The sequence below is a fragment of the Bacillus cereus group sp. MYBK108-1 genome (assembly GCF_051917185.1).
Taxonomy (GTDB): domain Bacteria; phylum Bacillota; class Bacilli; order Bacillales; family Bacillaceae_G; genus Bacillus_A; species Bacillus_A cereus.
Window position 1 is genome coordinate 42,188 of record NZ_JBQAHZ010000001.1, and the last position, 19,689, is coordinate 61,876.

A 19,689-nucleotide genomic window follows, 5' to 3' on the forward strand; every position below is an offset into this window, starting at 1 on the left:
TATAGATATTTTGCAAGATTTTTAAAAATTAAGATAATCTTTCTGGACTTATCGTTCCGAAATGTTTATACTAAATTACATGAATGGAGGTGTTGTAAATTGGGTAGAAGTATTAGTTTTAACAAAGAAAATGCTTTGGATAAAGCTATGTATTTATTTTGGGAGAGAGGTTATGACGCTACATTTATCTCAGACCTTATTAAAACGATGGAAATAAGTCGCTCTACTCTCTACGATAGTTTTGGAGATAAGGATGAATTATTTAAACTGGTTTTAGAACATTATAAAAACTATAGCTATAAAAAGAGACAATTACTTTTTAGTGGTATAAACACGAAAGCATCACTTAAATCCTTTTTTTATAAACATATTGAAAAATGCTATTCAGATCACATTCCAAAAAGTTGTATTATAACCAACTCTTCACTGCTTATTGGACATATTGATCCTTCCATAGAAGAAATACTTATAAATGATTTTAATGAACTTGATAAAGTATTTAAACAAGTCATTGAAGAAGGAAAAAAGAAAGGAGAAATCTCACAAGATGCTAACTCTGAATTAATGGCATATTCTTTATTAAGTTTAAATCATAGTATTAATTTAATGTCCAGATATAAAAAAGAGAAAGATTTAGCCTATCATCTAGTGGATAAGACTATTGCAGACCTATAGTCTTTCTTTTTTAAAGTTTCTGGAACGAACGTACCAAAATAAATAAAAGGAATGATAAAATTGACTAAAAAGACAAATTTTCTAATATTTATTTTAGCAATTAGTTGTGGTTCACTTGCTGCAAATATTTATTATGCACAACCAATTGTACAATTCATTGCAAAAGATCTGAACATTTCTTCTGATTTATCTGGATTGCTCACTACTTTGACACAAATTGGGTATGGATTGGGGTTATTTTTTATCGTACCGATCGCTGACTTATTGAAAAGTAAGAAAATAATAGGAATTCTTATCGCGCTAACTATTTTTTCATTAATTGGTACGCTAATTTCGACAAACGGAATTATTTTTTTACTATTAACAACTATAATTGGCATTGGGGCCTGTGCAGCTCAAATGTTAGTTCCACTAACAATGAGAATCGTGCCAATTGAAGAGGCAGGTAAATATGTGGGTAAAGTGATGAGTGGTTTATTGATTGGGATTATGATTGCTCGCCCATTATCTATCGGAATAACAGAGTGGTTTGGCTGGAGAATGGTATTTCTTTTTTCATTAATAACCCTAGTTACCGTATTACTGTTAATTCTAAAATTTTTACCCAACTATGAAGTTATCTCAACTAGTAACATGACATATCCAAATTTAATAACTTCTATGGTAAAGCTACTAATAAATACTTCTCCTTTACAACAAAGAGCTTTTTATCACGCATGTTTATTTGCTGCATTTAGCCTTTATTGGACAGCTATTCCAATTTTATTAAGATCAGAGCCATTACATTTTTCAAATAATGAAATTGCATTATTTGGCTTTGTTGCAATTGCTGGAGCTTTATTAACTCCTACTATTGGTAAAATAGCAGATAAAGGTTATATTTTTACAATGACTAATGTATCAATGGCACTCGTACTATTATCGATCGTACTATTATTCTTTGTTCAAGATCATTCACTATTTAGCATAATTTTAATTCTTATCTCAGGTATCTGCATTGATATTGGTGTAGCAGGAAATTTATTATTAGGTCAAAAAATTATCTTTGGTTTGAATCCCGAGATAAGAAACAGACTTAATGGATTATATATGACTATTTTCTTTTTGGGAGGAGCCTTTGGTTCATGGATTGGAAGTTATACTTACTATAAATTTAATAGTGAAGTAACTTTACTCATTGGAGCTGCTTTACCTTTAATCGCCTTAATAGTTCATTTAATACACAATAATACAATAAGTTTATTAAAAACCAAAAATAAATACATGTCCTAACTATCAATGTACTCTAAAACTAGCGTCAACATCAAATTTTTTGGGTAGTATTAGCATTATCACTTCTGTTGCAAAGTTTTAAAAAATATAGTGAGGTTTACAAATTAGAAATAGGCTGTGGAGAAGATTCTCTCCACAGCCTAAAAAAGTTATCTTTGTAAACCTCGTTTATAACGACTTGCTTCAAATATAATACGCTCTTCATCTAACGTTTTACATTCACCATTCCAAACGACACGTTTTCCGTTAATAATTACATCGCTTATATCTTTACCACTCGCAGCATATACAAGGTGTGATAACACTTCATCTGCTGGTTGTAGATGCGGCTTGTTAGACGGGTCAATCGTAATAAAATCAGCACACTTACCAGCTTCTAGTGACCCTGTTTGTTTCATCCCGATTACTTCCGCAGCTCCTTTTGTCGCAAGAGAAAGAGCTGTTTCAACTGGTAATGCTGTTGCATCTTGGTGAATACCTTTTTGTAATAAAGTCGCTATGCGCATTTCTTCAAACATGTCTAAATTATTGTTAGATGCAACACTATCTGTTGCAATTCCTACTTTTATTCCTGCTTCTAGCATCGCTTTTACATTCGCTATACCAGAACCTAGTTTTAAATTACTATTTGGGTTATGTGCTACTCGAACATCATGTTCTGCTAAAAATGCACGCTCATCATCATTTAATACTACACCGTGTGCAATAACTGTTGGGCGTTTAAACAATCCGCAGCTCGCTGCATATTCTACTGGACGTTTTCCGTACTGTGCTTCAATATCACGTACTTCACGCTCTGTTTCAGAAAGGTGGATATGAACCATTGTTTGATTCTCTACTGCAATACGAGCACACTCTTCTAACAATTCTGTACTACATGTATATGGACTATGTGGTGCAACCATCGTAGTTAACATGCCACTTTCTTTATAATAACGCTTCACATATTTCTCAGCTTCTTCAATCGCTTTCTTTTCATCGTCTTTCGTTCCGAAGCTAAATAAAGTCCTTGAAACAGCAGCTCGCATCCCGCTCCTTGATACCGTTTCCATAATTGCGTCTTGATCTACTCCAATTGGATTAAACATGTCAGAGAATGATGTTGTACCACTTTTCACCATCTCAAGTAATCCTAATTCCGTACTAGCGACCGCAATTTGGGGAGTAAATTGACTTTCCAGTGGCCAAATTCTCGTCTCAAGCCATGGCTGTAATAACATATCATCTCCAATACCTCTTAGGAGACTCATTACAACGTGTGTATGTGTATTTACAAGCCCTGGTAAAACCCACTTTCCTTTCATGTCAATTACTTCATCTACTTCAAATTCATTAGCGAATTCTCCGCTCTTTACATCTATAATTTGATCATTCTCTACAATGATATATCCATTTTCTATCACTTCGTTTTGTTCATTCATCGTTACAATTGTAGCGTTTACATAAGTTGTTTTCAAAAGTATTTCCCCTTTCAACTCTATGAAGTTCCCTTTAATAAGTTACCACCATTATAGTAACTTATTAAAGATTAAGAGTCAAAAGATAATTTTAATTCTTTCGTTATTTTTCCCTTCAAAATGCTATATTGTTTTTCATTTGTATCTGCAAATGCTTCTTCCCGATTTGACTTTTCATCCATATAATTCAATTTCCCATTGAATTGAGTCTCTGTAAAATCAAATCTCTGCCCATCTATAAAGTTATAAAAGTGCCATACCTCTCTTACTTTTGTCTTTTTAATTTCTCCTCCGTATATGTCTTGAACGACAAGAGCTGTAACACCACATTGTCCCTTTGCTGGGTTTTCAATTGTCCACTTTGAACTCGTTTCAATCGACCACGATTTTATTAGTGCTTCATATATTCTTTTTTCCTTTACATCATCCATTCTAATCTTCCCCTACTATTAATAGTTTTACACATCATATTTCAAAAGAGGCAGTACACGACCCTTAAAGACAGTTGATGGTGTCTCTCCTATTAACTGTGCTCCCATTTTCAAGTAATATCCTTTTGCATTCGGATCACTATCAATTGTAAAACTTTTTAATCCTAGTTCATTGGCTTTTTCTATTACATACTCCCAAAGTATTTTCCCGTAACCTTTTCCTTTGTAATGAGGATGAATGTACAAGAAATCGAGAGCTTTATCATTACGTAAAAATGAGAAAAAACCAATCTTCGCATTATCGTTTTCTAAAACATATACAAAATTATTTTTTATGTACTCTTCCGTAATTGTTAAATCTTCCTTACAAGCAAGTATGAATTCTTCACTATAATTCCACGTTGCTTTTGAATGTAGTGCGAGTTCACTTAATTCATTTGCTTCACTTAATAATGCTTCTCTTATCTTCATGATTCTTTTTCCTCACTTTCAATATGTACACTACTAAATTGATTCGGAAAGCACTTCAAAAAAACCTTTAATTTCCATAAAATAGAAATTGATTTTATAAATCTTTATTATAATCAGTACGATTTTCAACAATTTTTTTAAAGAAAAAGAACGCCATCCCTAAAAGTTGGCGTTCTCTTTTTCTAAAATTTAATCTTCAAGCTCACTCATTCGTTTTACTATTTTGTACGATACAAACCTATACAGTTTCTACTACCGCTTCAAGCATTGTTCCATTTTTAGCATAGTTCGTATGCCAAGAAAAAGCTTTTTCTAAAATATGAGGAGTTTGTCCACCTCTTATTTTTGCTTCTTCGTAATAAGCTCGTAGCTGTTCACGATACATTGGATGTGCGCAATTCTCAATAATAAGTTCCACTCTTTCTCTTGGCGCAAGTCCCCTTAAGTCGGCATATCCCTGTTCAGTGACGATAACATCTACATCATGTTCAGTATGGTCTACATGAGAAACGAAAGGAACGATACTTGAAATGTTACCACCTTTCGCAATCGATTTAGTAACAAAGATAGCTAGGCGAGCATTTCTTGCAAAATCGCCAGACCCACCAATACCATTCATCATTTTTGTACCTAAAACGTGAGTAGAGTTAACATTTCCGTATATATCTAATTCTAATGCAGTATTAATTGAGATTAATCCAAGGCGACGAATAATTTCAGGATGATTGGAAATCTCTTGTGGACGCATCATTAATTTGTCACGATATTTTTCAAAGTTAGAAAATACTTGTTGCATTTTCTCTTCAGAAAGCGTGATAGAACAACAAGAAGCAAAATTGACTTTTCCAGCATCCATAAGATCAAAAACTGCATCTTGTAAAACCTCGGAATATACTTCTAAATCTTCAAATTCTGAATCTAACATTCCATGCAATACGGCGTTAGCCACTGAACCAATTCCTGATTGTAACGGCGCTAAACGATTTGTTAATCGGCCTACTTTGACTTCTTCTCGAAGGAATTCTATTAAATGCTGTGCCATAATAACAGTTTCTTCATCCGGAGGAACAATTGTCGATGGCGAATCCAATTGATTCGTAAACACAATTCCCTTTACTTTTTCAGGATCAATTGGAATACCGATTGTTCCAATTCGGTCATCTGTTTTCACAAGCGGAATTGGAAGCCTCTCCCCTTGTTTAACTGGTTCATATAGATCATGTAGCCCCTCTAATTGCGCGGATTGAGCCATATTCATTTCAATAATAATAGACTTAGCATTTAAGGAAAACGCTAAGGAATTTCCAATTGAAGTGGTTGGAATAATCATTCCGTCCTCTGTAATCGCAACCGCTTCCAAAATAGCGAAATCTATATCCAGAACGTCAGCACGGAGTAACTCTGCTGTATGAGACAAGTGTTGATCCACAAATAAAAAGTCTCCGTTATTAATTCCTTTTCGCATAGTCGCGTCAGCTTGGAAAGGTAATCTTTTCCCTAAAATTCCTGCCTCAGCAAATAATTTGTCTACATCCGATCCTAAAGAAGCCCCAGTATAAACATTTACTTTAAAAGATTCATCATTCTTAACTCGGTTTACAAGCGCAAATGGGACTGCTTTTACATCACCTGCACGTGTAAACCCACTTAAGCCTAAAGTCATTCCACTTTGAATCCAGGAAGCTGCTTCTTCAGGTGTAACTACCCGATCTTTTAGACGTTGATCTCTGATTCTATCTAAATTGTTCTCCATATGTAATCCCTCTCTCATTGAATATTCATAATTATTTTACACATTAACACTATCAAAATAGGGATTTTAGTATACAATGCCGAAAATTCAGACAGAACAGCAAATCTAGGTTCTAAAGCAGAAAAATTTAGAATCCTAGAAGTTTACGGAAATAACTAGCATATGATTGACTAACTGGTACTCTCTCACCATTATCCATTGAAAGTAAAAAAGTAGAATGGGTATCAGGATAAATCGCTTTAATATGATTAACATTTACAATAAACGAACGGTGACATCTAATAAATGAATCTTTCGGAAGCAAGTATTCGAATTCTTGTAGAGAGTATTTATGTGTTCCTGATAACTCTTCTGAATTCACGTACGTCTTTTTATCTTTAGCCTCTAAATACATAACCTTTGAAAAAGGAACCGGAATCCAGCCGTCTGTTGTTTTTAAAGTAACGACTGACTTTCCATCCGTTAAAGCTGGATAAATTGCCGTTACGCACCCTTCAAGCTTTCCATTGTTTGAAAATGGTACAGCCATTCCATGATAAGGAATACCAAAAACATCCCGATTCATAAACTCAGAGGTTTTTTGATTCATCACCATCGCTTTATGAGCAATCGTTCCTTCCTTTATAGGATCCCCGACACTAATCTTTAAATCAATTCGTTTACTTGGCCGATAGTAAATATATTCTTTCGTATTCGAAACAGCAATTGAAATTTCATCTGAAAATAATTCACCAACAACATCTAGTAATAAACCTAATGTTCTATCTTCCATTCTATTAACACCTCATTCACTATTATACTACTATTATGAACGAGCATCTGTTGCTTTATAAAAAGTTTGATTTTAAATTACTTTTAAAATTAGTTTTATTCACTATTACTTCGTTACTACAAAAAACCTCACTTCAGAAAAGTGAGGTTTCCTCTCATACAATATTTCTTTATTTTTTATTAAGTAAAGTGAATTTAAGAATTTATTGCCCCTATTTCTGTATAATAAATAATCCCAAACTACAAACAGTTTTGGATTATCTTTCTCATTTATTATGCGCATCTAACCACGAAATTAAATCTTTAAATACTTCATCCTTATTTACTTCATGAAACATTTCATGTCTACCATTTTCATATAAACGTAGTGTCACGTCTTTCACACCACATTTTTTATAGTTTTCATATACTTCTTTTACACCTTTCCCCATATCGCCAACAGGATCACGATCACCAGAGAATATATGTATTGGAAGATTCTTTGGCGTCTTCTTGTATTCTTCTAGTTTATTTACTTCTAATACTCCAGAAAATAATTCTCGGTAAAAACTCGTCGTACAAATGAAACCACATAACGGATCCGCAATATATTTATCAACTTGATTATTATCTGAAGATAACCAATCAAATTTTGTACGATTTGGCTTAAAGTTCGAATTGAAGTTTCCGAAAGATAAAAAGTTTAACATTGGACTTTTCGTTTTTGCCCCGCGCAATTTCATTTCGATTGTTGCTACTTTATGACCAATAGCTCCTAAAAGCCCTGGATTTCCACCTGTTCCTGAAATTAGAAATCCATCATATAGTTCACCCCTAAGTTGTACAGCACGTCTTGATAAAAAAGAACCCATACTATGTCCAAGTAAAAACAAAGGACTTGACTGTTCTTCTTTTATCCTTTCTGAAACAAAGATAACATCCGATACAACTTGATTCCACCCTATATTTGGTTCAAAATGACCATAATCTTCTTCTTTTTTTACTGTTTTCCCATGTCCTTTATGATCATGCGCATAAACACCATACCCTGCTTCCAATAAAGCATCTACAAATTCTGTATACACCCCTGCATGCTCTGTCATGCCATGTGCAATCTGAATAATTCCTCTCGGATCTCCTTCTGGTAACCATTTACGCAAATAAATTTCCGATCCATCCAATGCCGTAACGAAACTTTCCTGTACATTCATTTCGTCAGCCCCCAAATTTATTATGTATACCTTTAAGAAAAATGAATATCCATTCACTTTTCTTATTTTATATTATATGTAATTGCTTTCATTATGACAAATGATGTATTTTTCAGACTTGCTTTCAAACTAATTTCTTGACGAATCAATAATAAAATTATATAGTTACTTACATAAAGTAATTATATAATTTTTAGGAGGTTTCTACTGTTATGATGCCATCACTATTTTTAGCACATGGTTCGCCTATGCTCGCTATTCAAGATACAGACTATACACGATTTTTAAAAACACTTGGAGAAACATATAAACCGAAAGCAATTGTTATTTTCACTGCTCACTGGGAAAGTGAAGTATTAACGATTTCCTCATCAGATAACGAATATGAAACAATTTATGATTTTGGAGGTTTCCCCCCTGAGTTATACGAAATCAAATATCGTGCGAAAGGCTCTTCTAGCATTGCATCTATGTTAGAAACAAAATTTAAGAACAAAGGTATTCCAGTCCATCATAATATGACGAGAGGTTTAGATCATGGTTCATGGACACTCCTGCATCGCATGTATCCAGAAGCAAATATTCCTGTCGTGCAAATATCAGTAAATCCATTCCTTTCTGCAAAAGAACAATTTGAAATTGGAGAAGCACTTAAAGGACTCGGACAAGAAGATATTTTAGTAATCGGGAGTGGCGTTACCGTTCATAATTTACGAGCACTGAAATGGAATCAAACTACACCTGAAAAATGGGCAATTGAATTTGATGATTGGATTATTAAACATATGCAGAATAACGATAAAGATGCATTGTTTAATTGGGAGAAAAATGCTCCTCATGCACAATTAGCAGTACCAAGAGCAGAACATTTTGTTCCTTTATTTATCGCTATGGGAAGTGGTGAAAATAGCGGTGAAGTCATTCACCGTAGTTACGAGCTTGGTACATTAAGTTATCTTTGTCTTCGATTTTAAAGAAAAGGATGAAGCACATGCTGCTTCATCCTTTTTCTTTTTCATTCACTTAGTTAACTAACTTCCAAATGTCGTTTCTCTGATACCTCTTCGTTCTTATTATGAAAATAAACCCAAATACACGCAATAAATAATAGTGAAGATGTAGAGAGGAAAACATATTGGAAACCTGCATGCGCTGCAATTTGTCCCCCGAGCACTGGACCAATCATATTTCCTAAAAACTGAAATGATTGATTATATCCAAATATTCGTCCCGTAACATGGGTTGGTGTATGTTGTTTTAGTAGAGTTTGTACGGAAGGTAATAATCCTGCTTGTGCGATACCTAATAAAAATCGAAGAATTAATAGTTGCCAAGCTGACGTTACAAATGCTTGCGGGATAAAAATAATTCCTGCAGCAAATAACGCTACAACTAACGTTTTTTGAGGACCGATATGATCTGATAATCTTCCTAGTCTTGGTGCTGCCAAAATAACTGCTAATCCTGTCGCTGACATAACTGCACCCGCAATTGTTTCAATATGTGCAGTATGAGGACCTACTAAATTTTTCACGTACAATGTAACAATTGGTTGAACTGACATATTAGCAAGTTGAATAATAAATGTTGTTACAAATAAACTAATAATTAAATGCTTCGCTGGGACCATCGTCCATACTTTTTTCGGCTGTGTTTTTTTTGCTTGAGCAGAGTGATTTTCTTCATGCAGGAAGAAAAAAACGATGAGAAAGGAAAGGAATAAAAAAGCTCCTGTAACAAGAAAGACATGACGCATTCCAATTAATTCAGACAAATAACCTCCAAGTAACGGGCCAAGTAACGAACCGCTCACACCACCAGTTGAAATTGTGGAAATCGCCCAACCTGAATGTTCTTTCGGAGTTTCTGCTGCAATAAATGTCATCGCTGTTGAAAGGAAACCAGATACTGCTCCCATTAAAAATCTTAGTGCGACTAGTTGATACACATCCGTTACAAACCCCATAAGCGTCATAATAATCGCCATACCGAGGCTGGCACGAATAAGCATCAATTTCCGTCCATGTATATCACCAAGCTTTCCCCATATTGGCGATACGATCGCACCCATTAAAAATGTTACACCAAATGCAAGTCCCGACCACTGTGCAATACTTGAAGTGCCAGTTACTCCTAATTCCTCAATATAAAAAGATAAGAAAGGAATTACTAAACTCATACCGGCTGCAGTGGTAAAACAACCTAGCCAACAAATCATTAAATTTCGTTTCCAGCTGGCCATTTTCACACCTTCTTTCTTTAGATACCCATTCTACACCCTTTCTTGTAAAAAGTTTAGTAATTTGCTTTATATGCAAGATTTACTACAAAACCCGCTATTTTCTAGTAAAAACCACTACATCTCTACATCATTTTCATAATAAAACCAACTCCCCTAAATGAAGTTGGTTAATTATTATCTATCGGTATTAAACGAGCATTACAATTTCTCTCGTAAAACTCAATGGGACCTGCTTGTCCAATAATCGCATATTCATATCCATCTTGCTTCATATTATATAAACAATGATGCAATAATTCTTTTCCTACACCTTTCACACGATTTTGTTTCGCTATGCCCATTGGACCAAACAAGCCTTTCTTTCCTCTCACTACATCGTAACAGGCGAAACCAACTATTACTTCCTCCTGCTGTGCAATATAGATAGGTAACTTTTCGTTATATGTCCGAAATCCATAATCAACCGACTGTAACCACCGTTCACCAAATTCATCCACTACAAATCGTGATAACTTATCAAAATCAGAAGGACTAACTCTTCTTACATGACAAAATAATGTATTATAAATAGATTTAAAACTATTTAAATCAACCGCTAAGTCTCTCGGTGCAGCTGTAATACATAATATATCTTTTTGCATTTGTGTATGTATAAATCCACCAATATTTGTATCTACACGAAATAATGCATACATAACATGTCCTTCATTTACTACTACTTGCTGAAAGCGTTCCATACGTTTCTTCGCTATTTGTAAAATTTCTATCGCCTTATAAGATAGTTTATATTGCCCTATTTTTTTATACTCTTGATTATGTAAATCGAATTGTTTTCGTAACGAAAGTTTTTCTAAAAAATATGGACCGACTTTGTGAAACAAATACATAAATAACTCAGCGCAAACTCCTGTACCTTCTTTACACATACCTATAAACAGATGGACTGGGTGAATTATGTTATACTCACTCTCTTTTGCTGCAATCTCCAATATTTTATGCACACGTTTTGTAAATTGAAATTCCTCCATATGTGTTTCCATCCTCTACTAATTTACTAACAAACCGTAACCATAAATAATTGAAACAATTACACCCACTACCAATATACCTGGAAGTAAATTTGCCACCTTGATTTTAATAATACTAAGCAAGTTCAATCCAATAGCAGATATCATAATGCCGCCCGTAGCCGTCATCTCCACTATAAATTGGTTCATTAATTCTTTCGGGACAAAACTATTAATTTGTGTTGCAAAAACTGCAATACCACCTTCATATAAAACAACTGGAATCGCCGAAAATACTACGCCAATTCCTAGAGTTGTCGTTAATATAATAGAAATAAATCCATCGATAATCGCCTTTGTAAATAAAATATCATGATTTCCGCGAATCCCACTGTCAAGTGCACCAAGTATCCCCATCGCGCCAATTGCAAAAATTAAAGTAGCTGTTACAAAACCTTCTGATATGCTACCTTTCCCTTTCGATCCAACTTTATTTTCTAGCCAATCCCCTAAATGTTTTAACTTTTCTTCTAATTGTAACCATTCTCCAATTACCGTACCAATCACTAAACTCAGTATGACAACAAGAAAGTTTTCACTTTTTAATGCCATTTGAAGCCCAAGCACAGTAACCGCTAAACCGATTGCGTGCATTATCGTCCCTTTCATACTTTCTGGAATCCTACTAAATAATTTACCAAGTAAAGTACCAAATATAATACAAATCCCATTTACAACTGCTCCTAATATAACCATTTCTCATTCTTCACCCTTCGAATTCTTTATTTCTATATTTTGGTTTACACATTGATTTACAGGTTATCTATATGTTAACTTAATATTGAGAATATTAACAAATGTTTTCCACTACATAACCCGCTATTTTTTGTAACTTTAATTACCTTTAATAGATTCAGTGTTAATTTAATTGCGGGATAATATTAAAAGGGAAGGTATATATGAAAACTTTACTAAAACGATTTTTGTTAATAGCCTTTTTCATTACACCGATTGTTTTATTAATCAATTACTCTTTTATTTCAAAAGCAAAAGACAAACCCGATTTGCAAAACAAATCTAGTAAAACCGCTTCAAAAAGCGAAAAGAAAATAGAAGACCAAGAAATCACACTCACCTTCTCTGGTGATACAATGTTTGATTGGCAATTACGTCCTATAATCGAAAAGAATGGGGCTGATTACCCATTCCAACATGTAAAAGAAGAAATAAAAAAAGCTGATATTTCTTTTGTGAATTTAGAGTCGGCATTTACAACGAAAGAAAAGAAAGCACCTGGGCAACTGTTTTGGATTAAAAGTGATCCATCCACACTACAAGCTATTAAAAACACTGGATATGACATCGTAAATATTGGGAATAACCACACACTTGATTATGGGCAAGATGGATTATTAGATACGATTTCTCACGTAGAAAAATTAAAGTTCCCTTACATTGGAGCCGGAAAAAATGCGAAAGATGCATATACAGCACGAGAAATGACCGTAAAAGGGAAAAAGTTTAAATTTCTTTCCTTCGTTCGATTTATGCCTGATTCTAATTGGGTAGCTGGTGAGAATAAACCTGGCGTTGCGAATGGCTATGATTTAAATCTTGTAACAAAAACAATTAAAGAACAAAAACAAGATGCAGACTATTTAATCGTCTATATGCATTGGGGCGTTGAAAAATCAAACCGTCCGGTAGAATATCAAAAGCAATATGTACCTAAAATGGTTGAAGCAGGAGCTAACGCGATTGTCGGGAGTCACCCACATTGGTTACAAGGATTTGAGTATTATAATAAAGTTCCTATCGCTTACTCATTAGGTAACTTTTTATTCCCAAGTTATGTGAATGGAAAAAGCGCCGAAACTGGCGTATTAACTTTAACTTTTAAAGGAAATGATGTCCAAATGTCATTCAATCCTTATATCATTCGCAACAACCAAGTTTCCCCTGTAAATGAGGAAGAAAAGAAAAAAGCTCTTCAATATTTACAAACAATTTCAACTGATGTAGAAATTGATGATACAGGGAAAATAAAAAACAAACGAAACTAGACAGTTCAAGATCTATTTCTCTGTAATTTACTTTACAGAATAGGTGATAAACATGCTGAAAGACTTATTAGAAAATGTAAGTTTGTTAGAAAACGTTTATAAAATGTCTATAGCAGTTCTACTTTTATGTTCCTTTTATTCTGTGAGACTATTTAAAAAAATAAAGCGAGAGAGAAATCTTACTCCTTTTGAATTTACAATGTATGTAATCATTCGTATTGCGATACTCTTTTGGTTAGCTAGCTTTATTCTTCTTGAATTTAATGAGTACCTAGTTTAACTATAAAAAAGATAGAACAAGCACTATATTTCCTCGCTTGTATCTATCTTTTTTATTTAGATGCTAACTCTTCCCTTCTATTAAATAAGCAAATCAAACAAAACAGGGTTTTTATTAAGCTCCATAAATTGAATATTATTTTCTTTAAAGCGAGTAATTAATTGCTCATAATCTCCTTTATGTTTTAATTCTACTCCGACTAATGCTGGACCATTTTCTTTATTATGTTTCTTAATATACTCAAAGCGCGTAATGTCATCTTCTGGTCCTAATCCTTTATCAAGAAATTCTCTTAGCGCACCTGAACGTTGCGGAAATTCAATGATAAAGTAATGTTTCAGTCCTTCATAAATGAGCGAACGCTCTTTCATTTCTTGCATTCTATCAATATCATTATTTCCACCACTTAGCGTACATACAACTGTTTTACCTTTTATTTCATCCCTGTATAAATCAAGTGCTGCAATAGAGAGTGCACCAGCCGGTTCAGCTACAATCGCATTTTTCTTATACAGTTCTAAAATCGTCGTACAAACTTTCCCCTCTGGTACTAAAACAATATCATCAATTACATCTTTACAAGTTTCAAATGTTAACTTTCCTACTTTTTTAACAGCTGCCCCATCAACAAAGCTATCTATTTTATCCAATGCCACATTTTCATTTTGAAGAAAAGCCTCTTTCATAGATGCAGCTCCCATTGGCTCTACACCAATAACCTTTGTAGTAGGACTAACACCTTTTACATATGTACCAACTCCTGATGCTAATCCACCACCACCGATTGCTGTAAAGATATAATCAACCGGTTTCTCCATATCATGCATAATTTCAACTGCCACTGTCCCTTGACCAGCAACTACATACGGATCATCAAACGGATGAACAAATGTCATTCTATTTTCTTCACAATAACACTGTGCTTCTTGGAAAGAGCTATCGAATGTATCACCAACTAATACAATCTCTGCGAAATCACCACCGAAAAATTGTACTTGTGATACTTTTTGTTTCGGTGTTGTTGTGGGCATAAATATTTTTGACGGAATCTTCAATAAATTACACGTATAAGCAACTCCTTGCGCATGATTACCAGCACTTGCACAAACAACACCGTTTTGTAACTTTTCTTTCAGTAAACTTTGAATCAAATTGTATGCACCACGAATTTTGAAAGAGCGAATTAATTGTAAGTCTTCTCGTTTTACATAAACGTCACAATCATATTTCTCAGATAAAACTGTATCACGTTGTAACGGTGTTTTAATAACGATATCTTTCATGCAATTATGGGCCATTAAGATATCTTCAATTTTCACTCTCTCCTTTACCTTTTGCACCATTATATATCATCCTTATCTCTTTTAAATTGGCTCAATCAAAATTCGGGATTTTCAGAACAGCCCCTGTATTCGCCGATGTTACCATTTGTGCATAACGTCCAAGCCAGCCAGTTTTCACTTTCGGTTCTGGTCGTTTCCATTCTTTTTTACGCTTTTCTAATTCCTCATCACTCACCCTTACTTCTAGCAAGCGTTCTTCAACATCAATACATACAATATCCCCTTGTTCAAGAAGTGCAATCATCCCGCCCGCTGCTGCTTCTGGTGAAATATGTCCTACTGAAATTCCACGTGAAGCTCCAGAAAAACGTCCATCCGTTAATAATGCAACCTCAGCACCTAATCCCATTCCAGCAATTGCTGATGTTGGTGCTAACATTTCTGGCATACCAGGGCCACCTCTTGGTCCTTCATAACGAATGACAACTACATCTCCTTTTTTCACTTTCCCAAGCATAATGCCAGCAAGTGCCTCATCTTGTGAATTAAAAATAACGCAAGGTCCTTCAAAACGCTTTACCTCTGTTGCACCGCTTTTAATAACCGCTCCATCTTTCGCAAGGTTGCCTTTTAATATACGCAATCCTCCTTCCTCACTATGAGGGTTTTCGAGAGAGTGAATAACTTCCTTATCTTTAATCTCTGCCTCAGCAATATTTTCTCTTAATGTTTGCCCAGTAGCAGTTATTCGATCAAGATGAAGTACTCCTTCTTTCCGGCTCATCTCTTTCAAAATTGCACTAATCCCGCCCGCACGATCAATATCTTCCATATGCCAATTTGAGGCTGGACTTACTTTACATAAATGGGGTACACGTCTTGAAACTGCATCAATACGATTCATATCATAATCTAGTCCTGCCTCTTGTGCGAGTGCTAGCGTATGTAATACTGTATTCGTTGATCCACCCATCGCCATATCAAGTGCAAAAGCATCGTCAATCGCTTCTTCTGTTACAATATCACGCGGCTTAATATCTCTTTCAATTAAAATTTTCAATTTCTCTGCTGCTTGTTTAATTAACTCTTCACGTCTTGGATCAATTGCTAAAATACTCCCGTTACCAGGAAGAGCTAAACCTAATACTTCACATAAACAATTCATAGAGTTCGCGGTAAACATACCCGAACAAGAGCCACAAGATGGACAGCCATGATCTTCAATATCTTTTAATTCTTCTTCTGAAATTTTCCCAGATTGATAAGCTCCTACTCCTTCAAAAACAGAACTCAGATCAACAACTTCTCCTTTAGATGTTTTTCCTGCTGCCATCGGGCCGCCTGAAACAAACACAGTCGGAATGTTAATACGTAGTGCAGCCATCATCATACCTGGTGTAATTTTGTCACAGTTTGGGATACAAATCATGCCGTCAAACCAGTGTGCATTTACAACCGTTTCTACTGAATCTGCAATTATTTCACGACTCGGAAGAGAATAACGCATACCGATATGTCCCATCGCAATACCATCGTCAACTCCAATTGTATTGAATTCGAATGGTACCATACCTGCCGCACGAACTGCCTCTTTTACAAGTTTCCCAAACTCGTTCAAGTGTTTATGCCCTGGAATAATTTCAATAAAAGAATTACAAATCGCTATGAAAGGTTTATCAAAATCTTCATCTTTCAAACCAGTTGCTTTTAATAAACTACGGTGCGGCGCTTTATCAAAACCTTTTTTAATCATGTCACTTCTCATCTTGTCAAATCCCCTCTTACATATTTTTCATTTATACTCTCTTACTCTATTTCTTTACTAATTCTTTCGGTGCATGAATCCAACTCATCATTTCACGAAGCTCTGCTCCCACTTTTTCTAATTGATGATTTTGTTCTGCTTTTTTCATTGCGTTATATGTCGGACGCCCTGCTTGATTTTCTAAAATCCATTTCTTCGCAAATTCACCTTGTTGAATTTCTGTCAAAACACGCTTCATTTCCTTCTTCGTTTCATCTGTAACAATTCTCAATCCTGTTACATAATCTCCAAACTCTGCCGTATCTGAAATAGAATGGCGCATATTCGTTAATCCACCTTCGTACATTAAGTCAACAATTAGCTTTAATTCATGCAAACATTCAAAGTATGCAATTTCAGGACGATATCCACCTTCCGTTAACGTTTCGAACCCGGCCTTCACAAGTGCAGTTACCCCGCCGCAAAGTACAGCTTGCTCACCGAATAAATCCGTTTCGGTTTCTTCTTGGAATGTCGTTTCAATTACACCCGCCCGTGTACAACCTACACCTTTTGCATACGCTAATGCTACATGTAGCGCTGTTCCCGTCGCATCTTGATGCACTGCGACTAATGCCGGAACACCATTTCCTTCTTGATATACACGGCGAACGAGATGACCTGGACTTTTTGGCGCAACCATTGCTACATCTACGTAACTTGGCGGATTAATTTGGCCGAAGTGAATGTTAAATCCATGTGAGAAAAGTAACATTTGTCCTTCACGGAGATTCTCTTCTACTTCTGATTTATATACATGTGCTTGCTGTTCATCTGGCAATAACATTTGTACAACTTGTGCGGTTCGAACCGCTTCTGAAACAGACATTACTTCAAACCCATCCGCTTTCGCTACTTCATACGACTTACCAGGACGAACACCAACTACTACTTCTACACCAGAATCACGTAAATTTTGTGCTTGCGCATGACCTTGTGATCCATAACCAACTACTGCAACAGTTTTCCCTTGTAATAACTCTACATTTGCATCTTTCTCATAATACGTTTTCATATTCCATACACTCCTTATAATTTATTTACTTGTAGAACATCAATTAATTTTTTCAACTGACTAACAAGTAATGTCGCTTCATTTTCAGTACAAACTGCTGTGAGTTTCATTTCAGAAACACCACTAGTATCTCTTTCGTTTAAATGTAAAGAAGAAATATAATAACCACGTCGAGCAAAAATCCCACTTATACGTAATAAGACGCTTGGCTCGTTATGAATAACGAGTGAAAAAGTATGACTCATTCTTCCCACCTCTTCATAATCATTTCGTTATTCCCTTTGTTTGGCGGAACCATCGGAAATACGTTTTCACCTTCTTCTACACAAAAATCAACTACGACAGGACCTTCGTGAGCAAATGCTTCTAACATCACTTGTTTTGCCTCGGTTGAATTTGTTGCTCTTAATCCCTTTACTCCATAAGCTTCTGCTACTTTCACAAAATCTGGTGATCCAATTTTTGATTCTGATAAACGATTTTCATAAAACATTTCTTGCCATTGCCTTACCATCCCTAAAAATTTGTTATTTATGATAAATACTTTTACAGGGATGTTATTTTCAGCAATTGTTTGTAGTTCTTGAATGTTCATTTGAAAAGAAGCGTCACCTGCAATACAAATGACAAGTTCTTCTTTTTTAGCTAGCTGAGCACCGATTGCTGCTGGAAAACCAAACCCCATCGTTCCTAATCCTCCAGAGGTAAGGAACGTCCGAGGTTTTCTTGCTTTATAGAAGTGAGCAGCCCACATTTGATGCTGACCTACTTCTGTTGTGACAATCGCTTCACCATTCGTTAATTCACTTACTAAGTTGATCACATGCTGTGGTTTTAACTCAGATTCTTTTTGCTTATAAGAAAGTGGATATTCTTCTTTCCATGCCTTTACCTTCTGAAGCCATTCGTCTGTTTGTGTATAAATAGACATATGTAACAACATGTGTAACGCTTTTTTTACATCACCAACAATCGGATGTTCTACAGTTACATTTTTATGAAACTCAGAAGAATCAATATCAATATGTACTTTTTTCGAGTTTGGAGAAAAAAGTTCTAATTTTCCTGTTACACGATCATCGAAGCGAACACCTAATGCAAGTAGTAAATCACATTCTGTTACCGCCATATTAGCAGCGTATGTCCCATGCATACCAAGCATCCCTAGAAACAATGGATCTCCCGGCGGATATGCACCAAGTCCCATTAAAGTTGAAACGACTGGAATACGGTTCTCCCTTGCGAATTCGAAGAGTTCATCGGATCCACCTGAATGAATGACACCTCCTCCAATATAAAGAAGTGGACGCTTTGATTTTGAAATTGCTTTAGCCACCTCTCTAAGTTTCATGCTGTCTGGTACAAGTTCTGGTTTGTACCCCGGAATATCAACTTCTTCATTAAAGAAACTGGTGACTTTTGCATTTTGAACATCTTTTGGAATATCGATTAATACCGGTCCCGGTCGTCCGCTTTTGGCGATGTAAAAAGCTTCTTGCACAATTCGTGATACATAATTTACATCACGAACTTGGTAATTATGCTTCGTAACAGGTACTGTAATTCCGACAACATCCGCTTCTTGAAATCCATCTCTACCAATTAAAGGCGTCGCAACTTGACCGGTAATGACAACTAAAGGAATCGAATCCATATAAGCGTCTGCTAAGCCCGTAACTAAATTTGTCGCCCCTGGGCCAGAGGTAGCAAAGACTACCCCGACCTTTCCAGAAGCTCTCGCATATCCTTCAGCCGCATGAATGGCAGCTTGCTCATGACGAGTTAAAACATGTTTCAAACCACTTTCGTATAACGCATCGTATACTGGTAAAATCGCTCCGCCTGGATAGCCGAAAACGGTCGTTACACCCAATTTCTTCAAACATTGAATCACGTGCCCAGCGCCTGTCATTTCTTCATACTGTAACTTCTCATACGCTGTATACTGCTGCTTCATTTCCATTAACTCCTCTCC

19 protein-coding genes are annotated in these 19,689 nt (G+C 35.4%); 5 read left to right on the top strand and 14 right to left on the bottom strand.

The genetic code is table 11. The features are described 5' to 3' along the window. The first annotated feature begins 99 nt into the window (after window positions 1-99). The gene (locus tag ACTFSL_RS00175) at window positions 100-675 is read left to right on the top strand and encodes a TetR/AcrR family transcriptional regulator (RefSeq protein ID WP_000533754.1); all 576 of its coding nucleotides are present in this window, start codon (window positions 100-102) and stop codon (window positions 673-675) included. A gap of 51 nt (window positions 676-726) precedes the next feature. Next, complete coding sequence (locus tag ACTFSL_RS00180; protein WP_082180656.1) at window positions 727-1,947, top strand: MFS transporter; 1,221 nt, start codon at window positions 727-729, stop codon at window positions 1,945-1,947. 149 nt (window positions 1,948-2,096) lie between these two features. Here the strand turns inward: ACTFSL_RS00180 and ACTFSL_RS00185 are convergent, their stop codons facing one another. From ACTFSL_RS00185 to ACTFSL_RS00210, 6 genes are all read right to left on the bottom strand, one after another. Continuing rightward, window positions 2,097-3,422, bottom strand: a complete 1,326-nt coding sequence (locus tag ACTFSL_RS00185; RefSeq protein WP_119683186.1) for a bifunctional S-methyl-5'-thioadenosine deaminase/S-adenosylhomocysteine deaminase — start codon at window positions 3,420-3,422, stop codon at window positions 2,097-2,099. A 53-nt stretch (window positions 3,423-3,475) separates the two neighbouring features. Further along, window positions 3,476-3,835: a YunG family protein gene (locus tag ACTFSL_RS00190; RefSeq protein WP_000342909.1), complete on the bottom strand. Its 360-nt coding sequence runs from the start codon at window positions 3,833-3,835 to the stop codon at window positions 3,476-3,478. 27 nt (window positions 3,836-3,862) lie between these two features. Next, a complete protein-coding gene (locus ACTFSL_RS00195) occupies window positions 3,863-4,306 on the bottom strand; it encodes a GNAT family N-acetyltransferase (RefSeq protein WP_000701896.1) in 444 nt (147 codons plus the stop codon). 238 nt (window positions 4,307-4,544) lie between these two features. Further along, window positions 4,545-6,059 carry an acetyl-CoA hydrolase/transferase family protein gene (locus ACTFSL_RS00200; protein ID WP_088338161.1) on the bottom strand — a complete coding sequence of 505 codons (1,515 nt, stop codon included), beginning with the start codon at window positions 6,057-6,059 and terminating at the stop codon, window positions 4,545-4,547. 127 nt (window positions 6,060-6,186) lie between these two features. Beyond that, window positions 6,187-6,831, bottom strand: a complete 645-nt coding sequence (locus tag ACTFSL_RS00205; protein WP_000390210.1) for a LytTR family DNA-binding domain-containing protein — start codon at window positions 6,829-6,831, stop codon at window positions 6,187-6,189. Between the two features lie 265 nt (window positions 6,832-7,096). Further along, window positions 7,097-8,020 (bottom strand): alpha/beta hydrolase, encoded by a 924-nt coding sequence (locus ACTFSL_RS00210; protein WP_001102583.1) that lies wholly within the window; start codon window positions 8,018-8,020, stop codon window positions 7,097-7,099. Between the two features lie 212 nt (window positions 8,021-8,232). On the opposite strand from ACTFSL_RS00210, the gene ACTFSL_RS00215 reads away from it, so the two are divergent. Then, window positions 8,233-8,994 carry a DODA-type extradiol aromatic ring-opening family dioxygenase gene (locus ACTFSL_RS00215; protein WP_119683185.1) on the top strand — a complete coding sequence of 254 codons (762 nt, stop codon included), beginning with the start codon at window positions 8,233-8,235 and terminating at the stop codon, window positions 8,992-8,994. A 53-nt stretch (window positions 8,995-9,047) separates the two neighbouring features. On the opposite strand, the gene ACTFSL_RS00220 is transcribed toward ACTFSL_RS00215, so the two are convergent. The 3 genes from ACTFSL_RS00220 to ACTFSL_RS00230 all read right to left on the bottom strand — a co-directional run bounded on the left by ACTFSL_RS00220 (window position 9,048) and on the right by ACTFSL_RS00230 (window position 12,025). Further along, window positions 9,048-10,262 carry a multidrug efflux MFS transporter gene (locus ACTFSL_RS00220; RefSeq protein ID WP_000179303.1) on the bottom strand — a complete coding sequence of 405 codons (1,215 nt, stop codon included), beginning with the start codon at window positions 10,260-10,262 and terminating at the stop codon, window positions 9,048-9,050. A gap of 167 nt (window positions 10,263-10,429) precedes the next feature. Then, window positions 10,430-11,290 carry a GNAT family N-acetyltransferase gene (locus ACTFSL_RS00225; protein ID WP_119683184.1) on the bottom strand — a complete coding sequence of 287 codons (861 nt, stop codon included), beginning with the start codon at window positions 11,288-11,290 and terminating at the stop codon, window positions 10,430-10,432. Window positions 11,291-11,308: 18 nt separating this feature from the next. Continuing rightward, window positions 11,309-12,025, bottom strand: coding sequence for a DUF554 domain-containing protein (locus ACTFSL_RS00230; RefSeq protein ID WP_000236030.1), 717 nt, complete (start codon window positions 12,023-12,025; stop codon window positions 11,309-11,311). A gap of 203 nt (window positions 12,026-12,228) precedes the next feature. Here ACTFSL_RS00230 and ACTFSL_RS00235 point away from each other — a divergent pair, with 203 nt between their 5' ends. Both ACTFSL_RS00235 and ACTFSL_RS00240 read left to right on the top strand, forming a co-directional pair. Then, a complete protein-coding gene (locus ACTFSL_RS00235) occupies window positions 12,229-13,332 on the top strand; it encodes a CapA family protein (protein WP_088338165.1) in 1,104 nt (367 codons plus the stop codon). Between the two features lie 52 nt (window positions 13,333-13,384). Beyond that, window positions 13,385-13,612 (top strand): hypothetical protein, encoded by a 228-nt coding sequence (locus ACTFSL_RS00240; RefSeq protein WP_000910233.1) that lies wholly within the window; start codon window positions 13,385-13,387, stop codon window positions 13,610-13,612. Between the two features lie 80 nt (window positions 13,613-13,692). Here the strand turns inward: ACTFSL_RS00240 and ilvA are convergent, their stop codons facing one another. Genes ilvA through ilvB form a run of 5 tightly spaced genes read right to left on the bottom strand, consistent with a single transcriptional unit; the run spans window position 13,693 to window position 19,671 of the window. Next, window positions 13,693-14,955, bottom strand: a complete 1,263-nt coding sequence (gene ilvA / locus ACTFSL_RS00245) for a threonine ammonia-lyase IlvA (protein ID WP_440041067.1) — start codon at window positions 14,953-14,955, stop codon at window positions 13,693-13,695. 31 nt (window positions 14,956-14,986) lie between these two features. Then, entirely contained in the window at window positions 14,987-16,660 is a 1,674-nt protein-coding gene (gene ilvD / locus ACTFSL_RS00250; RefSeq protein ID WP_001255815.1) for a dihydroxy-acid dehydratase, read from the bottom strand. A gap of 46 nt (window positions 16,661-16,706) precedes the next feature. Continuing rightward, a complete protein-coding gene (gene ilvC / locus ACTFSL_RS00255) occupies window positions 16,707-17,714 on the bottom strand; it encodes a ketol-acid reductoisomerase (protein ID WP_000861147.1) in 1,008 nt (335 codons plus the stop codon). Window positions 17,715-17,728: 14 nt separating this feature from the next. Beyond that, a complete protein-coding gene (locus ACTFSL_RS00260; protein ID WP_000019916.1) occupies window positions 17,729-17,959 on the bottom strand; it encodes an ACT domain-containing protein in 231 nt (76 codons plus the stop codon). Then, complete coding sequence (ilvB, locus tag ACTFSL_RS00265; RefSeq protein ID WP_002183472.1) at window positions 17,956-19,671, bottom strand: acetolactate synthase large subunit; 1,716 nt, start codon at window positions 19,669-19,671, stop codon at window positions 17,956-17,958. The genes ACTFSL_RS00260 and ilvB overlap by 4 nt, the downstream gene beginning before the upstream one ends. Window positions 19,672-19,689 lie beyond the last annotated feature (18 nt).

Coding starts and splice junctions, on each gene's coding strand:
- ACTFSL_RS00205 (WP_000390210.1), bottom strand. CDS start 6,831: ATGGAAGATAGAACATTAGGTTTATTACTAGATGTTGTTGGTGAATTA.
- ACTFSL_RS00225 (WP_119683184.1), bottom strand. CDS start 11,290: ATGGAGGAATTTCAATTTACAAAACGTGTGCATAAAATATTGGAGATT.
- ACTFSL_RS00210 (WP_001102583.1), bottom strand. CDS start 8,020: ATGAATGTACAGGAAAGTTTCGTTACGGCATTGGATGGATCGGAAATT.
- ilvB (WP_002183472.1), bottom strand. CDS start 19,671: ATGAAGCAGCAGTATACAGCGTATGAGAAGTTACAGTATGAAGAAATG.
- ACTFSL_RS00235 (WP_088338165.1), top strand. CDS start 12,229: ATGAAAACTTTACTAAAACGATTTTTGTTAATAGCCTTTTTCATTACA.
- ACTFSL_RS00190 (WP_000342909.1), bottom strand. CDS start 3,835: ATGGATGATGTAAAGGAAAAAAGAATATATGAAGCACTAATAAAATCG.
- ACTFSL_RS00200 (WP_088338161.1), bottom strand. CDS start 6,059: ATGGAGAACAATTTAGATAGAATCAGAGATCAACGTCTAAAAGATCGG.
- ACTFSL_RS00220 (WP_000179303.1), bottom strand. CDS start 10,262: ATGGCCAGCTGGAAACGAAATTTAATGATTTGTTGGCTAGGTTGTTTT.
- ACTFSL_RS00195 (WP_000701896.1), bottom strand. CDS start 4,306: ATGAAGATAAGAGAAGCATTATTAAGTGAAGCAAATGAATTAAGTGAA.
- ACTFSL_RS00230 (WP_000236030.1), bottom strand. CDS start 12,025: ATGGTTATATTAGGAGCAGTTGTAAATGGGATTTGTATTATATTTGGT.
- ilvA (WP_440041067.1), bottom strand. CDS start 14,955: ATGGTGCAAAAGGTAAAGGAGAGAGTGAAAATTGAAGATATCTTAATG.
- ACTFSL_RS00180 (WP_082180656.1), top strand. CDS start 727: ATGATAAAATTGACTAAAAAGACAAATTTTCTAATATTTATTTTAGCA.
- ilvD (WP_001255815.1), bottom strand. CDS start 16,660: ATGAGAAGTGACATGATTAAAAAAGGTTTTGATAAAGCGCCGCACCGT.
- ACTFSL_RS00260 (WP_000019916.1), bottom strand. CDS start 17,959: ATGAGTCATACTTTTTCACTCGTTATTCATAACGAGCCAAGCGTCTTA.
- ACTFSL_RS00240 (WP_000910233.1), top strand. CDS start 13,385: ATGCTGAAAGACTTATTAGAAAATGTAAGTTTGTTAGAAAACGTTTAT.
- ilvC (WP_000861147.1), bottom strand. CDS start 17,714: ATGAAAACGTATTATGAGAAAGATGCAAATGTAGAGTTATTACAAGGG.
- ACTFSL_RS00215 (WP_119683185.1), top strand. CDS start 8,233: ATGATGCCATCACTATTTTTAGCACATGGTTCGCCTATGCTCGCTATT.